This is a genomic window from Streptomyces sp. NBC_01017, assembly GCF_045162795.1.
GTDB classification, from domain to species: Bacteria; Actinomycetota; Actinomycetes; order Streptomycetales; family Streptomycetaceae; genus Streptomyces; species Streptomyces machairae.
In genome coordinates this window covers 4,176,342-4,196,525 of record NZ_CP108683.1, presented here as the reverse complement: position 1 = coordinate 4,196,525, position 20,184 = coordinate 4,176,342, and the positions used below count along the sequence as shown (strand labels likewise).

Below are 20,184 nucleotides of genomic sequence, written 5' to 3'. Positions count from 1 at the left end.
CCTGGGTGGTGACGTTCATGCGCCTGCGAGTGTTGCGCGTCACACCTATCGCTGTGAAGGGATGTGCAGCGATTGGCGGATTGCGCGCCTCCATTGCACGCTCGCATGCGCTCTGTGTACGCCGGAGATCCGAAAAAGGACGAGGGGCGTGATTGCGCCGTACGGGAGTGCATTGCTCCGCACGGGTGGCCTTGCGCGCCCTCGCCGCCGTGTCGTCTCCGCCTGGCGAACCCTTTCCTCTTCAGTGGGTGCCTTAGATCTGATCAGCTCCAAAATACCGCCAAACGTGATCAGAACGTACTTAATGTCACCGGCGGGAGCAGCTCCCCGGAGGTACCTCAGATGTCCCACGACGGCTTCGGACCCAGGCCTGGCCGCACCGCGGTCATGCGCTCGGTGGCCTTCCTGACCGCGGGCGTGCTCGCCGTGCCCGCGCTCGCCGGCTGCAGCGACCCGGACCCCGCCGGCAAGCCACTGGCCGGGCAGGACATCGCTCCGGCCGGCCGGGACCGGATCGCCGACGGCGGCACTCTGCGGTGGGCCGTGGACGCCGTACCGGAGACGCTGAACACCTTCCAGTCCGACGCCGACGCCACCACGACCCGGATCGCGCAGGCCACCCTGCCGTCGATGTTCCGGCTCGACCAGAACGGGCGGCCGGAGCGCAATCCGGACTATCTGGAGTCCGCCAAGGTCGTTGAGACCGAGCCCAAGCAGGTCGTCCTGTACAAGCTGAACCAACAGGCCGTCTGGAGCGACGGCCGGGAGATCGGCGCCGCCGACTTCGCCGCCCAGTGGCGTGCCCTGTCCGGCAAGGACAGCGCCTACTGGACCGCCCGCAACGCCGGCTACGACCGCATCGAGAGGATCGAGCGCGGCGCCAACGACCTGGAGGTGCGGGTCACCTTCGCGCGGCCGTACGCGGACTGGCAGTCGCTGTTCTCGCCGCTGTACCCGAAGGAGGTCATGGGCACGCCGGACTCGTTCAACGACGGGGCGCGGCGCAAGCTCAAGGTCACCGCGGGGCCGTTCACGGTGAAGAAGATCGACCGCAAGGGCGACGAGGTCGCGCTCACCCGCAATCCCCGCTGGTGGGGTGAGCGCGCCAAGCTGAACGAGATCGTGCTGCGTGCCGTGCCGCGCGACCAGCGGGCCGCCGCGCTGGCCGCGGGACAGCTGGACCTGGCCGAGATCGACACCGCCGCGGCCCGGCGCATCGCGCTCGCCGCGCCTCCTCGCTCCGCGACCGCCAGTGCCTCCGCCCATGGCTCCGCCAGTGCTTCCGGTACGCCGCTGATGGGCCCGGAGCCGGGCGCCAGGCTGACCCTTGAGCAGCGACGGGACCAGGCGAAGTTCCGGGGCTTCGAGGTACGCAAGTCCCTGGAGCCGGCGTACACCCAGCTCGCCCTCAACGGCGGCGACAGTCTGCTCGCCGACGAGCGGGTGCGGCGGGCCGTGGCGCGCGCGATCGACCGCGAGGAACTGGCCAAGCTGGTCCTGGCCCCGCTCGGCCTGCCCACCGAGCCCGTCGGCAGTCACCTCGCCCTGTCGGGCCAGGCCGCGTACGCCGACAACAGCGGGGCGGTCGGCGGCCAGGACACGGCGGAGGCGCAGGCACTGCTCGCGGACGCGGGGTGGGTGCCGGGAGGGCCGGTCAAGGAGAAGAAGAAGGGGGAGGCGGACGGCGCCGCGGGGAGTGAGGGGAAGAAGGGCGACAAGGGAGAGAAGGGCGACAAGGGAGAGAAGGGGGAGAAGGGCGAGAAGGGCGAGAAGGGGGCGGACTCCGGGGACAAGTCCAAGTCCAAGTCCGACTCCGGGGAGAAGCCCAAGGCCAAGTCCGACTCCGGCGACGAGTCCAAGTCCAAGTCCAAGTCCGATGCGGAGTCCGAGGACGAGGGGACGTACATCGTCGGCGAGGACAACAAGGCGGGCGAGGACGAGGGGCACACCGGGAAGAGCAGCGGCGAGGAAGGCTCGCGGCATCTCGCCCAGGACGGCAAGCAGTACGGCAACAAGCAGCTGCAGCAGGGCGGTGCGCCCGGCGCGTACGCCCCACGCGGCACCGCCGCACCGGCCGGCGCGGCGGCCCGGCCGCTGGCCAAGGACGGCGAGCCGCTGGCGTTGCGGTTCGTGGTGCCGTCGGGGGAGGGCTCGCAGACGCTGCGTACGGTGGCGGACCGGATCGGGATGATGCTGGAGCGGGTCGGCATCCGCACCGACATCGTCAAGGTCTCGGACGAGAGCTACTTCAAGGACCACATCGCGTCCGGCCAGTTCGATCTCGCCCTCTACTCCTGGCCCGCCTCCGCCTACCCGGCGACCGACGCCCGGCCGATCTACGCCAAGCCGGTGCCGGCTGCCGACGGGTCGCTGAACGTCGAGCAGAACTACACCCGGGTCGGGACCGACCAGGTCGACCAGCTCTTCGACCAGGCGATCGCCACGCTCGACGAGTCCGAGGCGCGGGCGCTGATCCGGAAGGCCGACTCGCGGATCTGGGCCGCGGCCGGGTCGCTGCCGCTGTTCCAGCGGCCTCAGCTGACGGCGGCGCGGACGAGTGTCGTCAACGTGGGTGCCTTCGGCTTCGGGACGCCGGTGTACGAGGACATGGGCTTCCTGAAGAAGGGCGCGAACCCGGGACCGAGCGGGTCGTCCAACTGAGGCTTCTCGCCCCCGCCGCCCCTACCCGTCCCCGTCCCTGGGGTCGAGTAGGGGCGGCGGCCGGACCCCCGCCGTCGGCCCTGAACGGGCCTCTTCGTCCTCAAACGCCGGACGGGCTGAGTGCCCGGGCCGGCGTTTGGCGTTTCAGCGGGGTCCAAACAGCCCCCCACCTGCACCGATGTATCCCGGCGAGCCCCAGCGGCAGCGGCCCCGTACCATGGGGTGAGGCCGTGGCGTGTCCAGCCCGGCAGGGCCCGCGTAACACAGACGTACGCGAGAGCCGTCCTCACCACTCCGGGAGTACGCCGCAATATGGCCACGCGCCACGACATCCGCAATGTCGCCATCGTCGCCCACGTCGACCACGGCAAGACCACCATCGTCGACGGCATGCTGAAGCAGGCCGGCGCCTTCGCCGCGCACCAGCTCGAAGGCGTCGACGACCGCATGATGGACTCGAACGACCTGGAGCGTGAGAAGGGCATCACGATCCTGGCCAAGAACACGGCGGTGAAGTACCACCCGAAGGACGGGGGGGACGTCATCACCATCAACATCATCGACACCCCTGGCCACGCCGACTTCGGTGGCGAGGTCGAGCGCGGTCTGTCGATGGTCGACGGTGTCGTGCTGCTCGTCGACGCCTCCGAGGGCCCGCTGCCGCAGACCCGCTTCGTGCTGCGCAAGGCGCTGCAGCAGCGCCTGCCCGTCATCCTGTGCATCAACAAGACGGACCGCCCGGACTCCCGCATCGACGAGGTGGTCAACGAGACCTACGACCTCTTCCTCGACCTGGACGCCGACGAGGAGCAGATCGAGTTCCCGATCGTCTACGCCTGCGGCCGTGACGGCATCGCCTCGCTGACCAAGCCGGAGAACGGCACGGTCCCGGCCGACTCGACCAGCCTGGAGCCCTTCTTCTCCACCATCCTCCAGCACATCCCGGCCCCGACCTACGACGAGGAGGCCCCGCTCCAGGCGCACGTCACCAACCTGGACGCGGACAACTTCCTCGGCCGTATCGCGCTGGTCCGCGTCGAGCAGGGCGAGCTGCGCAAGGGCCAGACGGTCGCCTGGATCAAGCGTGACGGCTCCGTCAGCAACGTCCGCATCAGCGAGCTGATGATGACCGAGGCGCTGACCCGCAAGCCCGCCGAGAAGGCCGGCCCGGGTGACATCTGTGCCGTCGCCGGTATCCCGGACATCATGATCGGCGAGACCCTCGCCGACACCGAGAACCCGATTCCGCTGCCGCTGATCACGGTCGACGAGCCCGCGATCTCCATGACCATCGGCACGAACACCTCGCCGCTGGTCGGCCGTGGCGGCACCGGCAAGGGCGCTGACAACAAGGCGGCCGTCAAGGACCGCAAGGTCACCGCACGTCAGGTCAAGGACCGCCTGGACCGCGAACTGGTCGGTAACGTCTCGCTCCGCGTCCTCGACACCGAGCGCCCGGACGCCTGGGAGGTGCAGGGCCGCGGTGAGCTGGCGCTGGCCATCCTGGTCGAGCAGATGCGCCGCGAGGGCTTCGAGCTGACCATCGGCAAGCCGCAGGTCGTCACCAAGGACGTCGACGGCAAGGTCTACGAGCCCGTCGAGCGCATGACGATCGACGTCCCCGAGGAGCACATGGGCGCGGTCACGCAGCTCATGGGTGTCCGCAAGGGCCGGATGGACAACATGTCCAACCACGGGTCGGGCTGGGTGCGCATGGAGTTCGTGGTGCCCTCGCGCGGTCTTATCGGGTTCCGGACCGAGTTCCTGACCCAGACCCGCGGCACCGGCATCGGCCACTCCATCCACGAGGGCTTCGAGCCCTGGTTCGGCAACCTCCAGACCCGTAACAACGGTTCGCTGGTCGCCGACCGCTCCGGTGCCGTCACCGCGTTCGCGATGACCAACCTGCAGGAGCGCGGCGTGCTGTTCACGGACCCGGGTACCGAGGTGTACGAGGGCATGATCGTCGGCGAGAACTCGCGCTCCGACGACATGGACGTGAACATCACCAAGGAGAAGAAGCTCACGAACATGCGGTCCTCCTCGGCCGACTCGTTCGAGGCGATCGTGCCGCCCCGCAAGCTCTCCCTGGAGCAGTCCCTGGAGTTCTGCCGCGACGACGAGTGCGTCGAGGTGACGCCGGAGGCCGTCCGTATCCGCAAGGTGAACCTGGACGCCCGCGAGCGCGCCCGCGCCGCGAGCCGGGCCAAGCACGGCTGAGTATCGGACGCTTGAGCCCCGGCTCCCCCGTCATGGGGGAGCCGGGGTTTTTTGCAACCCGTTTTCCGGTGGCCGAGAACCGTCCTCCTGTCCGAAATGCGGAGATCGTCGCCCGATACCCATGTAACACGTCCGTTTCGCGACGTTCTTCGACCCAACACTTTGTCCGGATTTTGGAAGGTCTACGCGTCAGCTGTGACTGAATTGAGATTTAAAGACAGTGGTCGGTAGTTGGCTCATGGCAGATAGTTAGCCGCAGCGCTCGGGTCAACGGGTCTCGCACTGTGGGGACGGTGCGAACTCACGAGCAACAGGGGGTTGTCTGCTCCTCCGTCAGGGGTGTCGGTGGAAGAGGCGCATACCTCCTACGCGCGTCCGGCTGCGGTGTTCCGCACGCCTCGCTTTGGCATACCCATACCAGCGAAACGGGCGAAACGTGACAAGTGGTATCGGCATTGAGGGTGGCGGGACCTCGGTCATCGCGGACGGCGCACCACAGCCGGACGTGAAGGCAGAGGACGCGGAGCTGGTCGGGCGTTCGCCCGGCCAGCTGATGTGGATCCGCTTCAAGCGGGACCGCACCGGTGTGATCTCGGCGTACGTCGTCATCTTCTTCTTCCTGATCGGCCTGCTCGCCCCGGTGATCTCCTGGCTGTACGGCAATGATCCGTACACCGTGTACGCCGACGAGCGCCCCGAGCTGTTCGACAGCGCGGGTGTGCCGGTGCAGCCCAACGGCGGGATCAGCGGCGAGTTCTGGTTCGGCCTCGAACCGGGCAACGGGTACGACGTCTTCACCAAGTTGCTCTACGGCATCCGGACTTCGCTCGGGATCTCGGTCGCGGTCACGATCGCGACCGTGCTCACCGGCATCCTCCTCGGTGTCACGGCCGGCTATCTCGGCGGCAGGACGGACTACTGGATCAGCCGCGTCATCGACTTCCTGCTGGCCTTCCCCTCGCAGCTGTTCTTCATCGCCAGCATGCCGGTCGTGGTCTCACTGTTCGTCAGCCCGCGCGACGAGACCCCGGTCTACGTCCGGGTGGTCTCCCTCATCCTGGTGATGTGGTTCCTCGGCTGGATGAGCCTCGGACGGATCCTCAGAGGCACCACACTCGCCCTGCGAGAACGGGAGTTCATCGAAGCGGCCAAGGTCAGCGGGGCCCCACCGTGGCGGATCATCCGCAAGGAGATCCTGCCGAACGTGGTCACGCCGATCCTCGTGCAGGGCACGTACATGCTCCCCAACTTCGTGACCGCCGAGGCCGGTCTGTCCTTCCTCGGCGTGGGCATCGTCGAACCGACGCCGGACTGGGGGCAGATGTTCTCCAAGGCGTCCACCGAGCTCGTGATGCAGAACGACATCACCTACATGTTCTTCCCCGGCATCTCGATGATCATCTTCATCGTGGCGTTCAACCTGCTCGGGGACTCGGTCAGGGACGCCTTCGACCCCAAGACGGCGCGCTGAACCACTGGTTGGCACTTGGCACTTCCTAAGCACTGGTGACACACAGATGGGTGGAAACTGAGTGATGAGTAGGGGCGGACGCCACGCATACACGGCGATCTCGGTGCTCGCGGCCGGCGCACTCGTGCTGACCGGGTGCAGTGAGGGCGGCAGCAAGAGCGGCAGCAACGACGAGAAGCAGCAGGAGAACGCCGAGCGGCAGCAGGCGGCGATCAAGTTCGGGGACGCCGCGGCGTCCAAGGGCCCCGCCGCCGAGGTCCCCGGCGGAAAGCCCGGCGGCACCATCTCGGTGCTGGCCCGCGACAGTTACGCCCACCTCGACCCGGGCCAGATCTACGTCCAGGACGAGATGGCGGTCTCCCAGCTGCTGCACAGAGGGCTCACCGGCTACAAGGCGACCAGCGACGACGGCAGCAAGCACGAGGTCGTCGGCGACCTCGCCACCGACTCCGGCACCACCACGGACGGCGGCAAGACCTGGAAGTACACGCTCAAGGACGGCATCAAGTTCGAGGACGGCTCCGCGATCACGTCCGCGGACGTCCGGCACACCTTCGAGCGGCAGTTCGCGTCCTTCATCAACCAGGGCCCGCCGTACATCCAGCAGTGGCTGGCCGACACCCCGGGCGCCGACTACCGCAAGCTGCTGCCGGACGGCCCGTTCAAGGGCAAGCACCTGCCGGACAGCCTTCTTGAGACGCCGGACGACAAGACGGTCCTCTTCAAGTTCAAGACGGCCCACCCCGACCTGCCGTACGCCCTGGCCATGGCGGGCTACGCCCTCGTCTCCGAGAAGGGCGACACCAAGGAGAAGTACGACAAGGACCCGGTCGCCACCGGACCGTACAAGATCCAGGAGTTCAAGTCCGGCAAGTCGATGGTGCTCGTGAAGAACACCAACTGGGACGCGGCGACGGACCCGCTGCGGCACCAGTACGTCGACCGGTTCACCATCACGTTCAACCAGCAGTACGAGGACTCCACGAAGGCCCTCCTCGCCGACAGCGGCAGTGACCGGACGGGCGTCAGCTTCAGCAACCAGGTCGACGCGGGCAACCTGACCAAGACCCTGAACGACCCGAAGCTGAAGTCGCGCACGGTCTCCGGCTTCCAGCCCTACGTCGGCCAGATGAACATCAACCTGGCCCACCCGGAGATGAAGGACATCAAGGTCCGCCAGGCCATCGCCTACGCCCTCCCGGTCACGCCGTTCGTGCGGGCCTACGGCGGCACCGACGCGATGGAGGTCGCGGGCGGCATCATCAGCCCGACCGTCACCGGCTACGACCCCGGCTTCGACCCGTGGGGCAAGAAGAAGAAGCCCGCCGGTGACCCGGCCAAGGCCAAGGCGCTCCTGGAGGAGGCCGGCAAGACCGGTCTGAAGCTGACCTTCGGCTACATCAACACGCCCGAGGGCCAGCAGTACTCCACCGCCATGGCGGCGGGCCTGGAGAAGGCCGGCTTCGACGTCCAGCGCCAGGAGGTCCCGGCCGAGACGTACTACGACCAGGTCAGCAAGCTGGACAACAACTACGACATCTTCCACACCGCGTGGGGCGCCGACTGGCCGTCCGCCTCGACCGTGATCCCGCCGCTGTACGACGGACGCGGGATCGCCGAGGGTGCCCAGAACTACTCGCAGGTCAACGACTCCAAGGCCAACAGCGAGATCGACCGGATCAACAAGATCACCGACCCGGTCAAGGCCGCGGCCGAGTGGAACAAGCTCAACGAGTACCTGGTGAAGGACATCGTCAACGTCGTCCCGACCGCGTACTACAAGCAGACCCAGATCGCCGGATCCAAGGTCGGCGGCCTCGTCTACGACGACATCATCGGCGGCGTCGACCCGCGCCGCCTGTACGTCAAGTAACCCCGCCCGCCAGGCACCCGGTGCGCCCGCTTTCGTCAGGGGCGCGCCGGGTGCCGCCGGAGAGGCCCTGTGCCCGCCGACGTCTGAGAGCTGCCTGCCATGCTGCGCTTCCTGGTCCGCCGGTCCCTCGGCACCGTCGTCATCCTCTTCCTGCTGAGCGTCGTCGCGTTCCTGCTGTTCTTCGGGATGCCGCGCGACCCGGCGCTCCTGATGTGCGGCAAGACGTGCACCCCGGCCAACCTGGAGAACCTGCACCGGGTGCTCGGCCTCGACAAGCCGATCCCCGAGCAGTACTGGATCTTCCTGACCAACCTGGTCTCGGGCAGCGACGACTTCGCCCAAGGCCCTTGCCCCGCCCCCTGCTTCGGCTACTCGTACCACTCCAACGAGCAGGTGTGGGGCACCCTGATGGACCGGCTGCCCACTACCCTCTCGCTCACCCTCGGCGGGGCCGTCTGCTTCCTGATCGTCGGGCTCGGCACCGGCCTGATCGCCGCGTGGAAGCGCGGCACGCTCATCGACAAGACCTTCACGGCCGGCGCGATGGTGATCAGTTCGATGCAGATCTACTTCCTCGGCCCGCTGGCCCTGGCGATCCTCGTCTACCAGACGCATGTCTTCGACAAGCCCGCCTACAACGAGTTCACCCAGAACCCGGGCGCCTGGTTCACGGGCCTGATCATCCCCTGGGTCGTCCTCTCCACGATCTTCGCCTCGCAGTACACCCGTATGTCCCGCTCGTCGATGATCGAGCAACTCCAGGAGGAACACGTCCGCACCGCCCGGGCCAAGGGCATGTCACGGCGGTACGTCTTCTTCCGCTACGCCTGGCGCGGCTCGCTGATCCCCATCGTCACCATTTTCGGCATCGACCTCGGCTCGCTGCTCGGCGGTGCCATCATCACGGAGTACACCTTCGGTCTTCCGGGGCTCGGCCGGCTGGCGGTGGAGTCGGTGTTCTTCAGCGATCTGCCGCTGCTGCTGGGCGTGATGCTGTTCTCCGCCACCATGATCCTGCTCTGCAACATCGTCGTCGACGCGACGTACGCCTTCATCGACCCGCGCGTGCGGTTGTCCTAGGTAGGAGCACTGACGTGAGCACTCTGACCAAGGAGGCCGGCGCCCCGGTCCCGGCCGACGCGGACGCGTTCCTGTCGGTGCGGGACCTGCACGTCAGCTTCAAGACCGAGGACGGCGTCGTACGGGCCGTGGACGGGCTCTCCTTCGACCTGGAGCGCGGCAGCACGCTGGGGATCGTCGGTGAGTCCGGCTCGGGCAAGTCGGTGACGAACCTGACCATCCTCGGCCTGCACAACCCCATGTTCACCACCGTCGAGGGCGAGATCCTCCTGGAGGGCCGGGAGCTGACCACGGCCCGGGAGTCCGAGCTGGAGAAGCTGCGCGGCAACAAGGTCGCCATGATCTTCCAGGACCCCCTCACCGCGCTGTCGCCGTACTACACGGTGGGCCGGCAGATCGCCGAGCCGTACATGAAGCACATGCGCGTCTCGAAGAAGGCCGCCTGGGAGCGGGCGGTGGAGATGCTGGGGAAGGTCGGCATCCCCAACCCGAAGCAGCGGGCGAAGGACTATCCGCACCAGTTCTCCGGCGGTATGCGCCAGCGCGCGATGATCGCGATGGCGCTGGTCTGCGACCCGGACCTGCTGATCGCCGACGAGCCGACCACCGCCCTGGACGTCACGGTCCAGGCGCAGATCCTGGACCTGCTGAAGGACCTGCAGCGGGAGTTCGGCTCGGCGATCATCTTCATCACCCACGACCTCGGGGTGATCGCCGACATGGCCGACGACATCATGGTGATGTACGCGGGCCGTGCGGCGGAGCGCGGCACGGTCAACGAGGTACTGAGGGCGCCGCAACACCCCTACACCTGGGGCCTGCTGAACTCGATGCCGCGCCTGGACTCGGACCCGCACACTCCGCTGGCTCCGATCCCCGGCACCCCGCCGTCCCTGCTGCGCCCGCCCTCCGGCTGCCGCTTCCACCCCCGCTGCACGTTCCAGGACCGGGTCGGCGGCACGCGCTGTGTCACCGAGGTCCCGTTGCTGGGACCGGACCGCTCCTCGGCCTGCCACTTGACGGCGGACCAGAAGCGGACCATCTTCACCGAAGAGATCAAGCCCCGACTGCACTAGCGCCCCGATCAGCCCCGTCTGAGGAGGACTACGGCTATGACAGAGGACCTCGTCCTCCCCGCACCCCGCGGGGCCGCCACCGACGCGTCCGGCGAACCGCTGCTGGAAGTGGAAGGGCTCGTGAAGCACTTCCCGGTCAAGGGCGGCTTCCCGATCCGGCGGACCGTCGGCCAGGTGCAGGCCGTCGACGGCATCGACCTGACGGTGCATGTCGGGGAGAGCTTCGGGCTGGTGGGGGAGTCGGGCTGCGGCAAGTCGACGACCGGACGCCTGATCACCAAGCTCATGGAGCCGACCAGCGGCAAGATCTCGTACCGGGGCAAGGACATCACCCGGGCCACGCGCAGGCAGCTGACGCCGATCCGCTCCGAGATCCAGATGATCTTCCAGGACCCGTACTCCTCGCTCAACCCGCGCCAGACGGTCGGAAAGATCATCTCCGGGCCGATGGAGATCAACGGGATCGAGCCGGACGGCGGAAGGGAGAAACGGGTCAGGGAGCTGCTGGAGATCGTCGGTCTGAACCCCGAGCACTACAACCGCTTCCCGCACGAGTTCTCCGGCGGCCAGCGCCAGCGCATCGGCGTGGCAAGGGCGTTGGCCCTCGAACCGAAGCTGATCGTGGCCGACGAGCCGGTGTCGGCGCTCGACGTCTCGATCCAGGCGCAGGTGGTGAACCTGCTGCAGAAGGTCCAGCAGGAGCTGGGCATCGCGTTCTTGTTCATCGCCCACGACCTGGCCGTCGTACGGCACTTCTCGCAGCGCGTGGCGGTCATGTACCTCGGCAAGGTCATCGAGGTCGGCGACCGCGACTCCATCTACACCCGGCCCCGGCATCCCTACACCCACGCCCTGCTGTCCGCGGTGCCCGAGGTGAGCGTGGCCGACGAGGAGGCTCCCGCGCGTGAGCGGATCCGCCTGGCCGGCGACGTACCGTCCCCGATCTCCCCGCCCTCCGGCTGCCGGTTCCGCACCCGCTGCTGGAAGGCCCAGGACAAGTGCGCGGCCGAGGAGCCCCCGCTGATCCGGATCGAGGGCAACCACGACGGCCACCTGACGGCGTGCCACTTCCCGGAGGAGCCGACGATCGAGGCGCGGGGCGAGGACATCGTGCTGGATCCGGCGCTGGCGGCGCTGGAGGAGTCGGACGACTAGGCGCCGGGTTGTCAGTGGCCGACGGTACGTTGGGCGCATGTCGATATCTGTTGGGCTCAGCCTCGACGTCTCCGGTCTGCGTCAGGAGGAGGAGGCCCGGGTCGCCGAGGCGCTGACCGCGTTCCTCACCAAGCACGATCTTGAGAGGGACGTGACGGTCGGAGAGGGCGCGTCGGCGGGGCAGGTCTCCGCGTGGAGCGAGTACCCCATCATCGTGACCCGCTTCGGCAGCTGGGCCGACAAGATCGAGCAGGGGGCTCAGGACGCCGTGCGGGCGGTTGTTCCCGCCGCGAAGGTTGACCTCCGGTGGAGTTTCGACGACGAGGACGACTAGGGCTCTAGGAGGCCCGCCGGGCCACGGTGATGATCTCCGGGGCGGTGGGTGTGACCGGCGTCCGCGCCCAGTCGCCGTACTGGTCGGCGACGGTGAGGCCGGCTTCGGCGAGCAAGGCGGACAAGGCGTCAGGGGCGAGGAAGCGGAGGGTGGTGCGGCTGACGGCGGGGGCCGGCCAGGTGTCGCAGGCGTACGTCTCCGTGAAGGTCACCAGATCTCCGACGACAGGCCCTTCGAGGTCGTGCCACACACGGACGGCGGCCCCGTCCGCGCCGGTGACCGTGCGGGCACGTTCCGGCGTCCACATCTCCCAGGCCCGCGCGGCGGGATTCCGCGTCTCGAACACGAACCGCCCGCCGGGGCGCAGGGCGCGGTGCACGGCGAGCAGAGAGGTGCGCAACTCCTCGTCACGGAGGAGCACTTGGAACGCGTGCCCGGTCATCACGACCAGATCGAACCGCGCGCACCAGTCCTGCGTCCGCAGATCCCCGAGCACCCATTCGACGTCGGTACCGTGCCGCCGCGCCTCCACGAGCATGGCGGCCGCCGGATCGAGCCCCACGAGCCGCCCACGGTGACCACCGGCCCGGGCGCGCCGGAGCAACCGGCCCGTACCGCAGCCGACATCGAGAACCGCACCGGCGGCCCGCACGAGTTCGAGGTAGAAGTCGTCACCCGGCCCCCAGGGGTTCAGGGTGTCGTACAACGCGGCGAGCGCAGGATCCGCGAACGACTGATCGACCACGCGCGGAAGTCTGCCACAACGAACCCGAACACGAAGGAAGGGTGCGGGAGTTGCTGCATCACGTGGAGCTGTGGGTGCCGGATCTGCGGCGTGCCGTCACGTCGTGGGGGTGGCTGCTGGAACGGCTGGGCCACGAACCCCACCAGGACTGGCCCGCGGGGCGAAGCTGGCGCGCGGGGGAGACGTACCTGGTGGTCGAGGAGTCACCGGCGCTGCGGGGCATCCGGCACGACCGGCTGCGGCCCGGCCTGAATCACCTGGCGTTCCATGCCCCGGGCGGCCGTGCGGACCTGGACGCACTGGTCGAGGAGGCGCCGCGGCACGGCTGGAGCCTGCTCTTCCCGGATCGGCATCCCTATGCGGGCGGGCCCGAGCACTACGCCGCCTACCTGGAGAACGGCGACGGCTTCGAGGTGGAGTTGGTGGCGCGCGAACCCTGACCCCCGCACCCTGCCCCCTGTCGCCGTCGCCGCTCAGCGGACCACCCGCCCCCGCAGTACGATCCGCCGCGGATGCCGCAGCACCCCCGGCTCCACCCGCGGATCCGCGTCGTACACCGTCACGTCGGCAAGCCCGCCCTCCACCAGCCCGGGCAGCCCCAGGAAGTCCCGTGCCGTCCAGCTCGCCGCGCCCACCGCCACGTCGGCCGGCAAGCCGGCGGCGATGAGGTGTTCGACCTCGGTGGCCACGTTGCCGAAGGGGGCGGAGTCGGTGCCGGCGAGGACGCGTACACCGGCGTCGTGGGCCTCGCGGACCCGGCGGATCATGATGCGGTGGCCCTCGTGCCAGAGGCGCCCGCGGGGGTTGTCCTTGATGGCAGGCACGCGGCGCGCGAACGTCGTCAGGGTGGGGACGTACACGGTCCCGTGCGTGGCCATCAGCTCGACGCACTCCTCCGGCATGCCCATCCCGTGCTCGATGGAGTCGACACCGGCCCGTGAGGCGTTCAGCACGCCGCGCGCCGACTGACAGTGCGCGGCGACCCGCCCCCCGACCGCGTGCACCGCGTCGGTGACGGCACGCAGGATGTCGTACGGCACCGGATCCGACTCGTAGTCCCAGTCGCCCATCAGCTTGCACCAGCCGTCGTGGGCCTTGGTCTCCGCGACTGCGGCGGCGACGAGATCGCCAGTGACGGTGTGGAAGTCGGCGCTTCTCGACAGCCCTGCCCACGCCAGCCAGCGCCCCGCCGTGATCATGCGCGGAGTGTCCGGGGCTTCGCGCAGACCCGCCGGGATCTCGCCCAGCAGCCCCGGGAACCGCAACGCCGTCGTTCCCGCGTCCCGGTGCGCTGCGATCTGCTCGGCGAACGCCTCGGGGTCGAAGACGGGTTCGTCCTCGGACGGGGACCCCGGATGCGTGTGGACGTCGACCAGCCCCGGCAGCAGGTAGCCGCCGTCGGCCACGGTCTGCGCCTCGCCGGACGGGCGGTCGAAGGTGATGCGGTCGCCGAGGAGCCAGAGGTCGCGGTGGGTGCCGTCGGGGAGGACGGTGCCACGCAGGTGGAGGGCCATCCGACCCAACCTAGGTGATCGGCAGGGGAGTTGCCGAGACCGCCGTACCGTTCTCAGTCGCCGTACCGTTCTCAGCCGTCGCGACCGTCCCGGCACGCGAAGGCGGCGAAGGCTTCCGCCTCGGTGGCCCGGGCGTTGAGGAAGTCGGCCCACTCGGCGGCCTGCTCGAAGGCGGAGTCCGCGACGACGCGGGCGGCCGCGGCCTGCACGTCCAGCAGCGTGCGCCGTAGCTCGACGCCCGGCCCGAGCAGCGCCCAGTGCGCCCCGAGCCTGCCGTACGGCATCCCGACGCTGCCCGGGTTCACCACGAGCCGGCCGGCGGCGAGGCGGGTGAACGGCATATGGGTGTGGCCGCACACGACGGTGGTGACGGCGGAGTCGACATGGGCGAAGACCTCCGCCCACCGCTCGGCGCGGGAGTCGACGAGCACGACCTCCTCGTCGTCACGTGGCGTCGCATGGCAGAAGAGCACCTCGCCGAGGCCGGCCACCGGAAGGGTGAGGGACGTCGGCAGCCGCTCCAGGAAGGCGACCTGATCCTCGCGGAGGTTCTCGGCGGCCCACGGTCCGATGGGGTCGGGGATCGGCGTGCGCAGTCCGCGCCGGTACTCGACGAGTTCGCGGTCGGCGTTGCCCCGGATCCGGACCACGCGGTCGCCCAGGCCCGTCAGGACGTCCATGACCTGGGCGGGCTGCGGACCGCAGGCGATGTCCCCGGTGAGCACGATCAGGTCCGCCGCCGTGACCTCCGGTTCCGCGAGGAGGGCTTCGAGGGCGGGCAGCACGGCGTGGATGTCGGAGAGCACGGCCACTCGGTTCACCATGCGCCCCAGCATCCGGGGCCCGCGACCGAGAGATGAGGGCCCGTGCGCACCCAAGGGGTGTGCACGGGCCCTCCTTCCCCTGGAACGGGACGCTCATGGGCTCGGGTCAATGGGCCGGTGAAAGTCCGTTCCGGGCACGGCGGCTGACGAAAAGGGGTGTGTCAGACCACCGGCTGGGGGTCCTTGGCGAGACGCGGCGCGGGGACCGTGTCGTCCGTCTCCGGGTAGTGGCACGCGGTCAGGTGGCCGGGCTTGTTGCCCTCGACCTGGACCAGCGGAGGGGCCTCGGTCGAGCACTTCTCCGTCGCCTTCCAGCAGCGGGTGCGGAAGCGGCAGCCGGAGGGCGGATTGATGGGGGAGGGGACATCGCCCTGGAGGCGGATGCGCTCGCGAGGGGTCTCCTCCACCGTCGCCTCGGGTACGGCGGACAGCAGCGCCCGGGTGTACGGGTGGCGCGGGTTGTCGTACAGGTCGTCGCGGTCGGCTATCTCGACGATCTTGCCGAGGTACATGACCGCCACGCGCTGCGAGAAGTGCCGTACGACGGCCAGGTCGTGGGCGATGAAGACGAAGGCGATGCCCAGTTCCTGCTGGACCTTCTGGAGCAGGTTCACCACCTGCGCCTGGATGGAGACGTCGAGCGCCGAGACCGGTTCGTCGGCCACGATGAGCTTCGGTTCGAGGGCCATCGCCCGTGCCACGCCGATGCGCTGGCGCTGGCCGCCGGAGAACTCGTGCGGGAAGCGGTTGTAGTGCTCGGGGTTCAGGCCGACGATCTCCAGCAGTTCGCGGACACGCTTCTCGCGGCCGCCCGCCGGGTTGATGTCGTTGATCTCCATCGGGCCGGAGATGATCTTGCCGACCGTCTGGCGCGGGTTCAGGGACGCGTACGGGTCCTGGAAGATCATCTGGATCTCGGAGCGGACCGGCGCGAGCTGCTTGCGTCCCGCGTGCGTGATGTCCTGGCCGCGGTACGAGATCTTGCCGCCCGTCGGCTCCAGGAGCCGTGTGATCAGCCGGCCCGTCGTCGACTTGCCGCAGCCCGACTCGCCGACCAGGCCGAGGGCCTCGCCCTCACCCACCTGGAAGTCGAGGCCGTCCACGGCCTTGACGGCGCCGACCGTGCGTTTGATCGGGAAGCCGCCCTTGATCGGGAAGTGCTTGGTCAGACCGCTGACGTCCAGGAGCGGTTGCGCGTTGCTCATGATGGTGAAGTCCCGTCTCGTGTACGTCAGTCAGTGCCGGGATCCGGCGAATTCGGCGAACAGATCCTTGCGCTCCCCCTGCGGCAGGTGGCAGGCGGACCCCCGGCCGTCCACCACGTCGAGGAGCGGCCGCTCGCTGGAGCACAGCCCGCCCGAGACCTTCTCGGTGAAGGCGCACCGCGGGTGGAAGCGGCAGCCGGAGGGCGGGTTCAGCAGTGACGGAGGTGCACCCGGGATCGGGGACAGCGGCACGTCGACCGGCCCGTCCAGGCTCGGCATGGAGCTCAGCAGACCCACGGTGTAGGGGTGCTGCGGGTCACGCAGCACCTCCTCCTTGGTGCCCCGCTCCACGCACCGGCCGCCGTACATCACCAGCACGTCGTCCGCGATGTCGGCGATGACACCGAGGTCGTGCGTGATGAAGATGATCGCCGTGCCGAACTCCTGCTGCAGGTCCTTGAGCAGGTCCATGATCTGCGCCTGGACGGTCACGTCGAGCGCGGTGGTCGGCTCGTCGGCGATCAGCAGCTCGGGGTCGCAGACCAGCGCCATCGCGATCATCGCGCGCTGGCGCATGCCGCCGGAGAACTGGTGCGGGTAGTCGTCCACCCGCATGTCCGGCTGCGGGATCCCGACCCGCCGCAGCATCTCGATCGACCGCGCCCGGGCCTCCTTCTTGGAGGCGCCGGTGTGCTTGCGGTACGTCTCGCCGATCTGCGTGCCGACCGTGTGGTACGGCGACAGCGAGGCCAGCGCGTCCTGGAAGATCATGGACATCTTGTTGCCGCGCAGGCGCTCCATCTCCCGCTCGGAGGCGGTGAGCAGCTCCTTGCCGTCCAGCAGGATCTCGCCGTCGATGATGGTGCGGTGGGCGTCGTGCAGGCCCAGGATCGTCAGGTTGGTGACGGACTTGCCGGATCCCGACTCCCCCACGATGCCGAGCGTCTTGCCCTTGGCGAGGTCGAAGGAGAGCCCGTCGACGGCCTTGACGATGCCGTCCTCGGTGGAGAAGTGGACTTGAAGGTCCTTGACGGAGAGGAAGGGCTGCTGATCGGTGCTCGTCACGGGGACGCTCCTGAGGGGGGTGATGCGAGGGGTCGGGAGTGGGGGGCGGAGGTCAGGCGAGCCGGATCCGCGGGTCGATGAGGGCGTAGACGGCATCGACGATGATGTTGAAGAAGACGATCGCGCCGGCCGCCAGCAGGGTCACGCCCAGCAGCATCGGCAGGTCGCTCTGGTCCACGGACTTCACCGCGAGCCGGCCGATGCCCGGGAGGCTGAAGGTCGACTCGGTGATGATGGCACCGCCGATCAGCCCGCCCAGGTCGATGCCGAAGACCGTGACGATGGGGCCCATCGCGCCACGCCAGGCGAACCGGAAGAACACGTTCGACCGGGACAGCCCCTTGGCCCGGGCCGTCCGAACGTAGTCCTCGCTCAGCTGCTCGACCAACTGGGAGCGGGTCATACGGGTGTAGTTGGCGGTGAAGATGATCGCGAGGACCAGCCAGGGTAGTAGCAGTCCTGAGAACCAGGCGACCGGATTCTCGGTGAGAGGGGTCCACTGCGGCTGGTCGAGCCACCCCAGCTGCGAGACGAAGAAGAACATCGCGATGTAGCCGACGAAGTAGATCTGCAGCGAGGAGCCGAGCAGCGACGCCGAGCTGGCGAACTTGTCCAGGAACTGGCCCTGCTTGAGGGCCGCGAGCATGCCGGCGCCGATACCGATGATCAGGAAGACGATGGCCGCGCCGAAGGCGAGCGACAGGGTGGTCGGCAGCCGATCCATGATCGTGTCGAAGACCGGCTCGCGGTTGGCGAAGGAGTAACCGAGGCAGGGGGCGTCGCAGTAGTCGTAATTGGGGTAGTTCCGCCCGACGAAGATGCCCACGAGCCACAGCCAGTACTGAACCGGGATCGGTTTGTCGATGCCCAGGTTCTCCCGGATCTGCGCGAGGTTCTCAGGAGTGCAGTTCTTGCCGCAGGACATCATGGCGGGGTCACGCGGCACGGCGTAGAAGAGCCAGAAGGTGATGGCGCTGATGATCAGCAGGATGACCATCGCGCCGGTGACTCGGCGGACAAGGAAGCGGAACATGAGGCGTGACTTTCCGGACGGGGCGCCGTCGCCGGGAGGGAAGCAGAGGGGGGTGGGCCACAGGGGGCGGCCATGTGGATGACCGCCCCCAAGGAGTGCTGCGCGCTTACTTCTTGGCGAAGAGCTTGCAGAGCGCGACGCAGGTGTTGCCGGCGTCCCAGATGACGTTGCCGACCTTGGAGCCGTACAGGTAGTTGCGAATCTTGTGGTAGTCCGGGACGACCGCAGCCATCTCCAGGATCATCTTGTCGACGTTGCCCCAGGCCTTGTTGGCCTCCTCCACGTCCGCGATCTTGGAAGCCGCGTCGATGGCCTTGTTGACGCTCGGGTCGTTCAGCTGGGCGTAGTTGCTCCGGCCGTCGCCGATGTTCTTGCCGCTCCAGCAGGGGTAGAACTGCGAGTAGCCGTTCGGCCAGTCCGGGCTCCAGCCGGCGCCCATCAGGTCGAAGCCGTTGTCGAGCTTGCCGATCTGCGTGTAGAACGTCGACTTGTCGACCTGCTTGGTGACGACGTCGAAGCCGGCCGCCTCCAGGGCGTTCTTGACGGCGACGGCGACCTTCACCTGGGTGTCCGACTGCTGGAAGGCGATGACCAGCTTGTAGCCGACCTTGCCGGCCTCCTTCAGCAGGGCCTTGGCCTTCGCGGGGTCGCCGTTCGGCTTCTTGGCCGCGCCGTACAGGTCGAACTTGCTGTAGCCGGGGGTCACCGGGGCGAGGATGGTCGTGGCGACCTCGCTGGTGGCGGCGCCGCCATTGATGGTCTGGACCTGCTGGTGCGGCCAGGCGTGGTTGATGGCCTGGCGGACCTTGAGGTCCTTGACGCGGGTCATGTTGATCGGCCAGTAGTAAGTGGCCGTGTCGACCGCGGTGAGGACGCGCTTCTTCAGCTCCGGCTTGGTGAGGACCTGGGCGACGCGCTCGGGCGCGACCTCGTTGAAGATCGGCACCGCGTACTGGTCGTTGCCCTTGTCCGCGATCCAGCGGTCGGTCGACGCGACCAGCTCGTAGCCCATCTGGAAGACGTACTTGTCCGGGTAGGCGTTGCGGATCGAGTCCGTCTTCGGGTCCCAGTGCTCGTTGCGCACGAAGGTCATCGACTTGCCGATGCTGCGGTCGCCGATCTTGTACGGGCCGCAGGAGAACGGGCGCTTGTCGTACTTCTCCTTGGTGTCCTGCTTCTTCGGCACCAGGGAGTAACCACGCATCGCGAGCGTGTAGTTGAAGTCGACGCGGGGCTCGTTGAGACGGAAGGTGATGGTCTTGCCGTCGATCTCGATGGAGTCGAGGCTCTTGCCGTCGTAGGGGCCCTTGTACTTGTCGCCGCCGACCGCGAACTGCTGGACGTAGCGGGGACCCTCGGTGATGAACTCGGCGAAGAGGCGCTCGAAGGTGTGGCGGACGTCGTCCATGGAGAGGTCGGCGCCGTCCTCCCACTTGATGCCGTCCTTGATGGTGAAGGACCAGGTCTTGCCGCCGTCCTTCATCGTGCCGGCGTCGGTCGCGGCGTCGCCGACCAGGGTGGCGTTGCCCTTGTCGTCCAGCTTGTAGCCGGTCAGGCCGCGCATGATCGGCACGGTGATGGCGCCCTCGGTCGAGACGTAGATCTGCGCCGGGTCCATGTGGTCCATGTCGAACTGCTGGAGCGAGTAGATCGTCCCGCCCTTGGCCGCACCCTTGACCTCGGGAGCCGGACCGGTCGAGTCGGCCTTGGTGCCGACCGGGATCTCGGTCGTCTTGGAGCCGCTGACCTTGGGGGCGTCGTTCTGCCCGGAGCCGCCCTCGCTGCCGCTGCTGCACGCGCTCAGTACCGACGTCGACGCCGCGGCCACGCCGGTGGCGATCAGGAAGTTTCTACGCGAGAAGGACATCGCATCCTGCCTTGAAGTGAGTTGATGAGAGAGATCCGGCACCCCGGCGTCTTGCCGTGGT

16 protein-coding genes are annotated in these 20,184 nt (G+C 68.3%); 9 read left to right on the top strand and 7 right to left on the bottom strand.

All coding sequences use genetic code 11. The features are described from left to right. The first annotated feature begins 342 nt into the window (after positions 1-342). The 8 genes from OG331_RS18915 (at position 343) to OG331_RS18880 (ending at position 11,870) form a co-directional block, all read left to right on the top strand. On the top strand, positions 343-2,661 hold the full coding sequence (locus OG331_RS18915) for an ABC transporter substrate-binding protein (RefSeq protein WP_406197687.1): 2,319 nt from the start codon (positions 343-345) through the stop codon (positions 2,659-2,661). 312 nt (positions 2,662-2,973) lie between these two features. Next, complete coding sequence (gene typA / locus OG331_RS18910) at positions 2,974-4,881, top strand: translational GTPase TypA (RefSeq protein WP_406197684.1); 1,908 nt, start codon at positions 2,974-2,976, stop codon at positions 4,879-4,881. Positions 4,882-5,317: 436 nt separating this feature from the next. Next, positions 5,318-6,352: an ABC transporter permease gene (locus OG331_RS18905; protein ID WP_406197682.1), complete on the top strand. Its 1,035-nt coding sequence runs from the start codon at positions 5,318-5,320 to the stop codon at positions 6,350-6,352. 64 nt (positions 6,353-6,416) lie between these two features. After that, on the top strand, positions 6,417-8,225 hold the full coding sequence (locus OG331_RS18900; RefSeq protein ID WP_406197680.1) for an ABC transporter substrate-binding protein: 1,809 nt from the start codon (positions 6,417-6,419) through the stop codon (positions 8,223-8,225). Between the two features lie 99 nt (positions 8,226-8,324). Beyond that, positions 8,325-9,305 (top strand): ABC transporter permease, encoded by a 981-nt coding sequence (locus OG331_RS18895; RefSeq protein WP_406197677.1) that lies wholly within the window; start codon positions 8,325-8,327, stop codon positions 9,303-9,305. 14 nt (positions 9,306-9,319) lie between these two features. Continuing rightward, positions 9,320-10,381, top strand: a complete 1,062-nt coding sequence (locus OG331_RS18890) for an ABC transporter ATP-binding protein (protein ID WP_406197675.1) — start codon at positions 9,320-9,322, stop codon at positions 10,379-10,381. A gap of 36 nt (positions 10,382-10,417) precedes the next feature. Next, the gene (locus OG331_RS18885; RefSeq protein ID WP_406197673.1) at positions 10,418-11,536 is read left to right on the top strand and encodes an ABC transporter ATP-binding protein; all 1,119 of its coding nucleotides are present in this window, start codon (positions 10,418-10,420) and stop codon (positions 11,534-11,536) included. Between the two features lie 37 nt (positions 11,537-11,573). After that, complete coding sequence (locus OG331_RS18880) at positions 11,574-11,870, top strand: hypothetical protein (protein WP_406197670.1); 297 nt, start codon at positions 11,574-11,576, stop codon at positions 11,868-11,870. A 4-nt stretch (positions 11,871-11,874) separates the two neighbouring features. Here the strand turns inward: OG331_RS18880 and OG331_RS18875 are convergent, their stop codons facing one another. Then, positions 11,875-12,615 carry a class I SAM-dependent methyltransferase gene (locus OG331_RS18875; protein WP_406197667.1) on the bottom strand — a complete coding sequence of 247 codons (741 nt, stop codon included), beginning with the start codon at positions 12,613-12,615 and terminating at the stop codon, positions 11,875-11,877. Between the two features lie 50 nt (positions 12,616-12,665). Between OG331_RS18875 and OG331_RS18870 the strand changes: the two genes are divergently transcribed. After that, positions 12,666-13,055 (top strand): VOC family protein, encoded by a 390-nt coding sequence (locus tag OG331_RS18870; RefSeq protein WP_406197664.1) that lies wholly within the window; start codon positions 12,666-12,668, stop codon positions 13,053-13,055. A 33-nt stretch (positions 13,056-13,088) separates the two neighbouring features. On the opposite strand, the gene OG331_RS18865 is transcribed toward OG331_RS18870, so the two are convergent. The 6 genes from OG331_RS18865 to OG331_RS18840 all read right to left on the bottom strand — a co-directional run bounded on the left by OG331_RS18865 (position 13,089) and on the right by OG331_RS18840 (position 20,123). Then, a complete protein-coding gene (locus OG331_RS18865; protein ID WP_406197662.1) occupies positions 13,089-14,129 on the bottom strand; it encodes an amidohydrolase family protein in 1,041 nt (346 codons plus the stop codon). A 71-nt stretch (positions 14,130-14,200) separates the two neighbouring features. Continuing rightward, positions 14,201-14,953: a metallophosphoesterase family protein gene (locus OG331_RS18860; RefSeq protein ID WP_406197659.1), complete on the bottom strand. Its 753-nt coding sequence runs from the start codon at positions 14,951-14,953 to the stop codon at positions 14,201-14,203. 161 nt (positions 14,954-15,114) lie between these two features. Further along, a complete protein-coding gene (locus OG331_RS18855) occupies positions 15,115-16,158 on the bottom strand; it encodes an ABC transporter ATP-binding protein (protein ID WP_406197656.1) in 1,044 nt (347 codons plus the stop codon). Positions 16,159-16,188: 30 nt separating this feature from the next. Beyond that, positions 16,189-17,223, bottom strand: a complete 1,035-nt coding sequence (locus OG331_RS18850; RefSeq protein WP_406197654.1) for an ABC transporter ATP-binding protein — start codon at positions 17,221-17,223, stop codon at positions 16,189-16,191. Between the two features lie 52 nt (positions 17,224-17,275). Beyond that, positions 17,276-18,256 (bottom strand): ABC transporter permease, encoded by a 981-nt coding sequence (locus tag OG331_RS18845; RefSeq protein ID WP_406197652.1) that lies wholly within the window; start codon positions 18,254-18,256, stop codon positions 17,276-17,278. A 106-nt stretch (positions 18,257-18,362) separates the two neighbouring features. Next, positions 18,363-20,123, bottom strand: coding sequence for an ABC transporter substrate-binding protein (locus OG331_RS18840; protein WP_406197650.1), 1,761 nt, complete (start codon positions 20,121-20,123; stop codon positions 18,363-18,365). Positions 20,124-20,184 lie beyond the last annotated feature (61 nt).

Excerpts from the sequence above, each read along its gene's own strand:
- OG331_RS18915 (WP_406197687.1), top strand. The coding sequence starts at position 343 with ATGTCCCACGACGGCTTCGGACCCAGGCCTGGCCGCACCGCGGTCATG.
- typA (WP_406197684.1), top strand. The coding sequence starts at position 2,974 with ATGGCCACGCGCCACGACATCCGCAATGTCGCCATCGTCGCCCACGTC.
- OG331_RS18900 (WP_406197680.1), top strand. The coding sequence starts at position 6,417 with ATGAGTAGGGGCGGACGCCACGCATACACGGCGATCTCGGTGCTCGCG.
- OG331_RS18895 (WP_406197677.1), top strand. The coding sequence starts at position 8,325 with ATGCTGCGCTTCCTGGTCCGCCGGTCCCTCGGCACCGTCGTCATCCTC.
- OG331_RS18885 (WP_406197673.1), top strand. The coding sequence starts at position 10,418 with ATGACAGAGGACCTCGTCCTCCCCGCACCCCGCGGGGCCGCCACCGAC.
- OG331_RS18880 (WP_406197670.1), top strand. The coding sequence starts at position 11,574 with ATGTCGATATCTGTTGGGCTCAGCCTCGACGTCTCCGGTCTGCGTCAG.
- OG331_RS18865 (WP_406197662.1), bottom strand. The coding sequence starts at position 14,129 with ATGGCCCTCCACCTGCGTGGCACCGTCCTCCCCGACGGCACCCACCGC.
- OG331_RS18860 (WP_406197659.1), bottom strand. The coding sequence starts at position 14,953 with ATGGTGAACCGAGTGGCCGTGCTCTCCGACATCCACGCCGTGCTGCCC.
- OG331_RS18855 (WP_406197656.1), bottom strand. The coding sequence starts at position 16,158 with ATGAGCAACGCGCAACCGCTCCTGGACGTCAGCGGTCTGACCAAGCAC.
- OG331_RS18845 (WP_406197652.1), bottom strand. The coding sequence starts at position 18,256 with ATGTTCCGCTTCCTTGTCCGCCGAGTCACCGGCGCGATGGTCATCCTG.
- OG331_RS18840 (WP_406197650.1), bottom strand. The coding sequence starts at position 20,123 with ATGTCCTTCTCGCGTAGAAACTTCCTGATCGCCACCGGCGTGGCCGCG.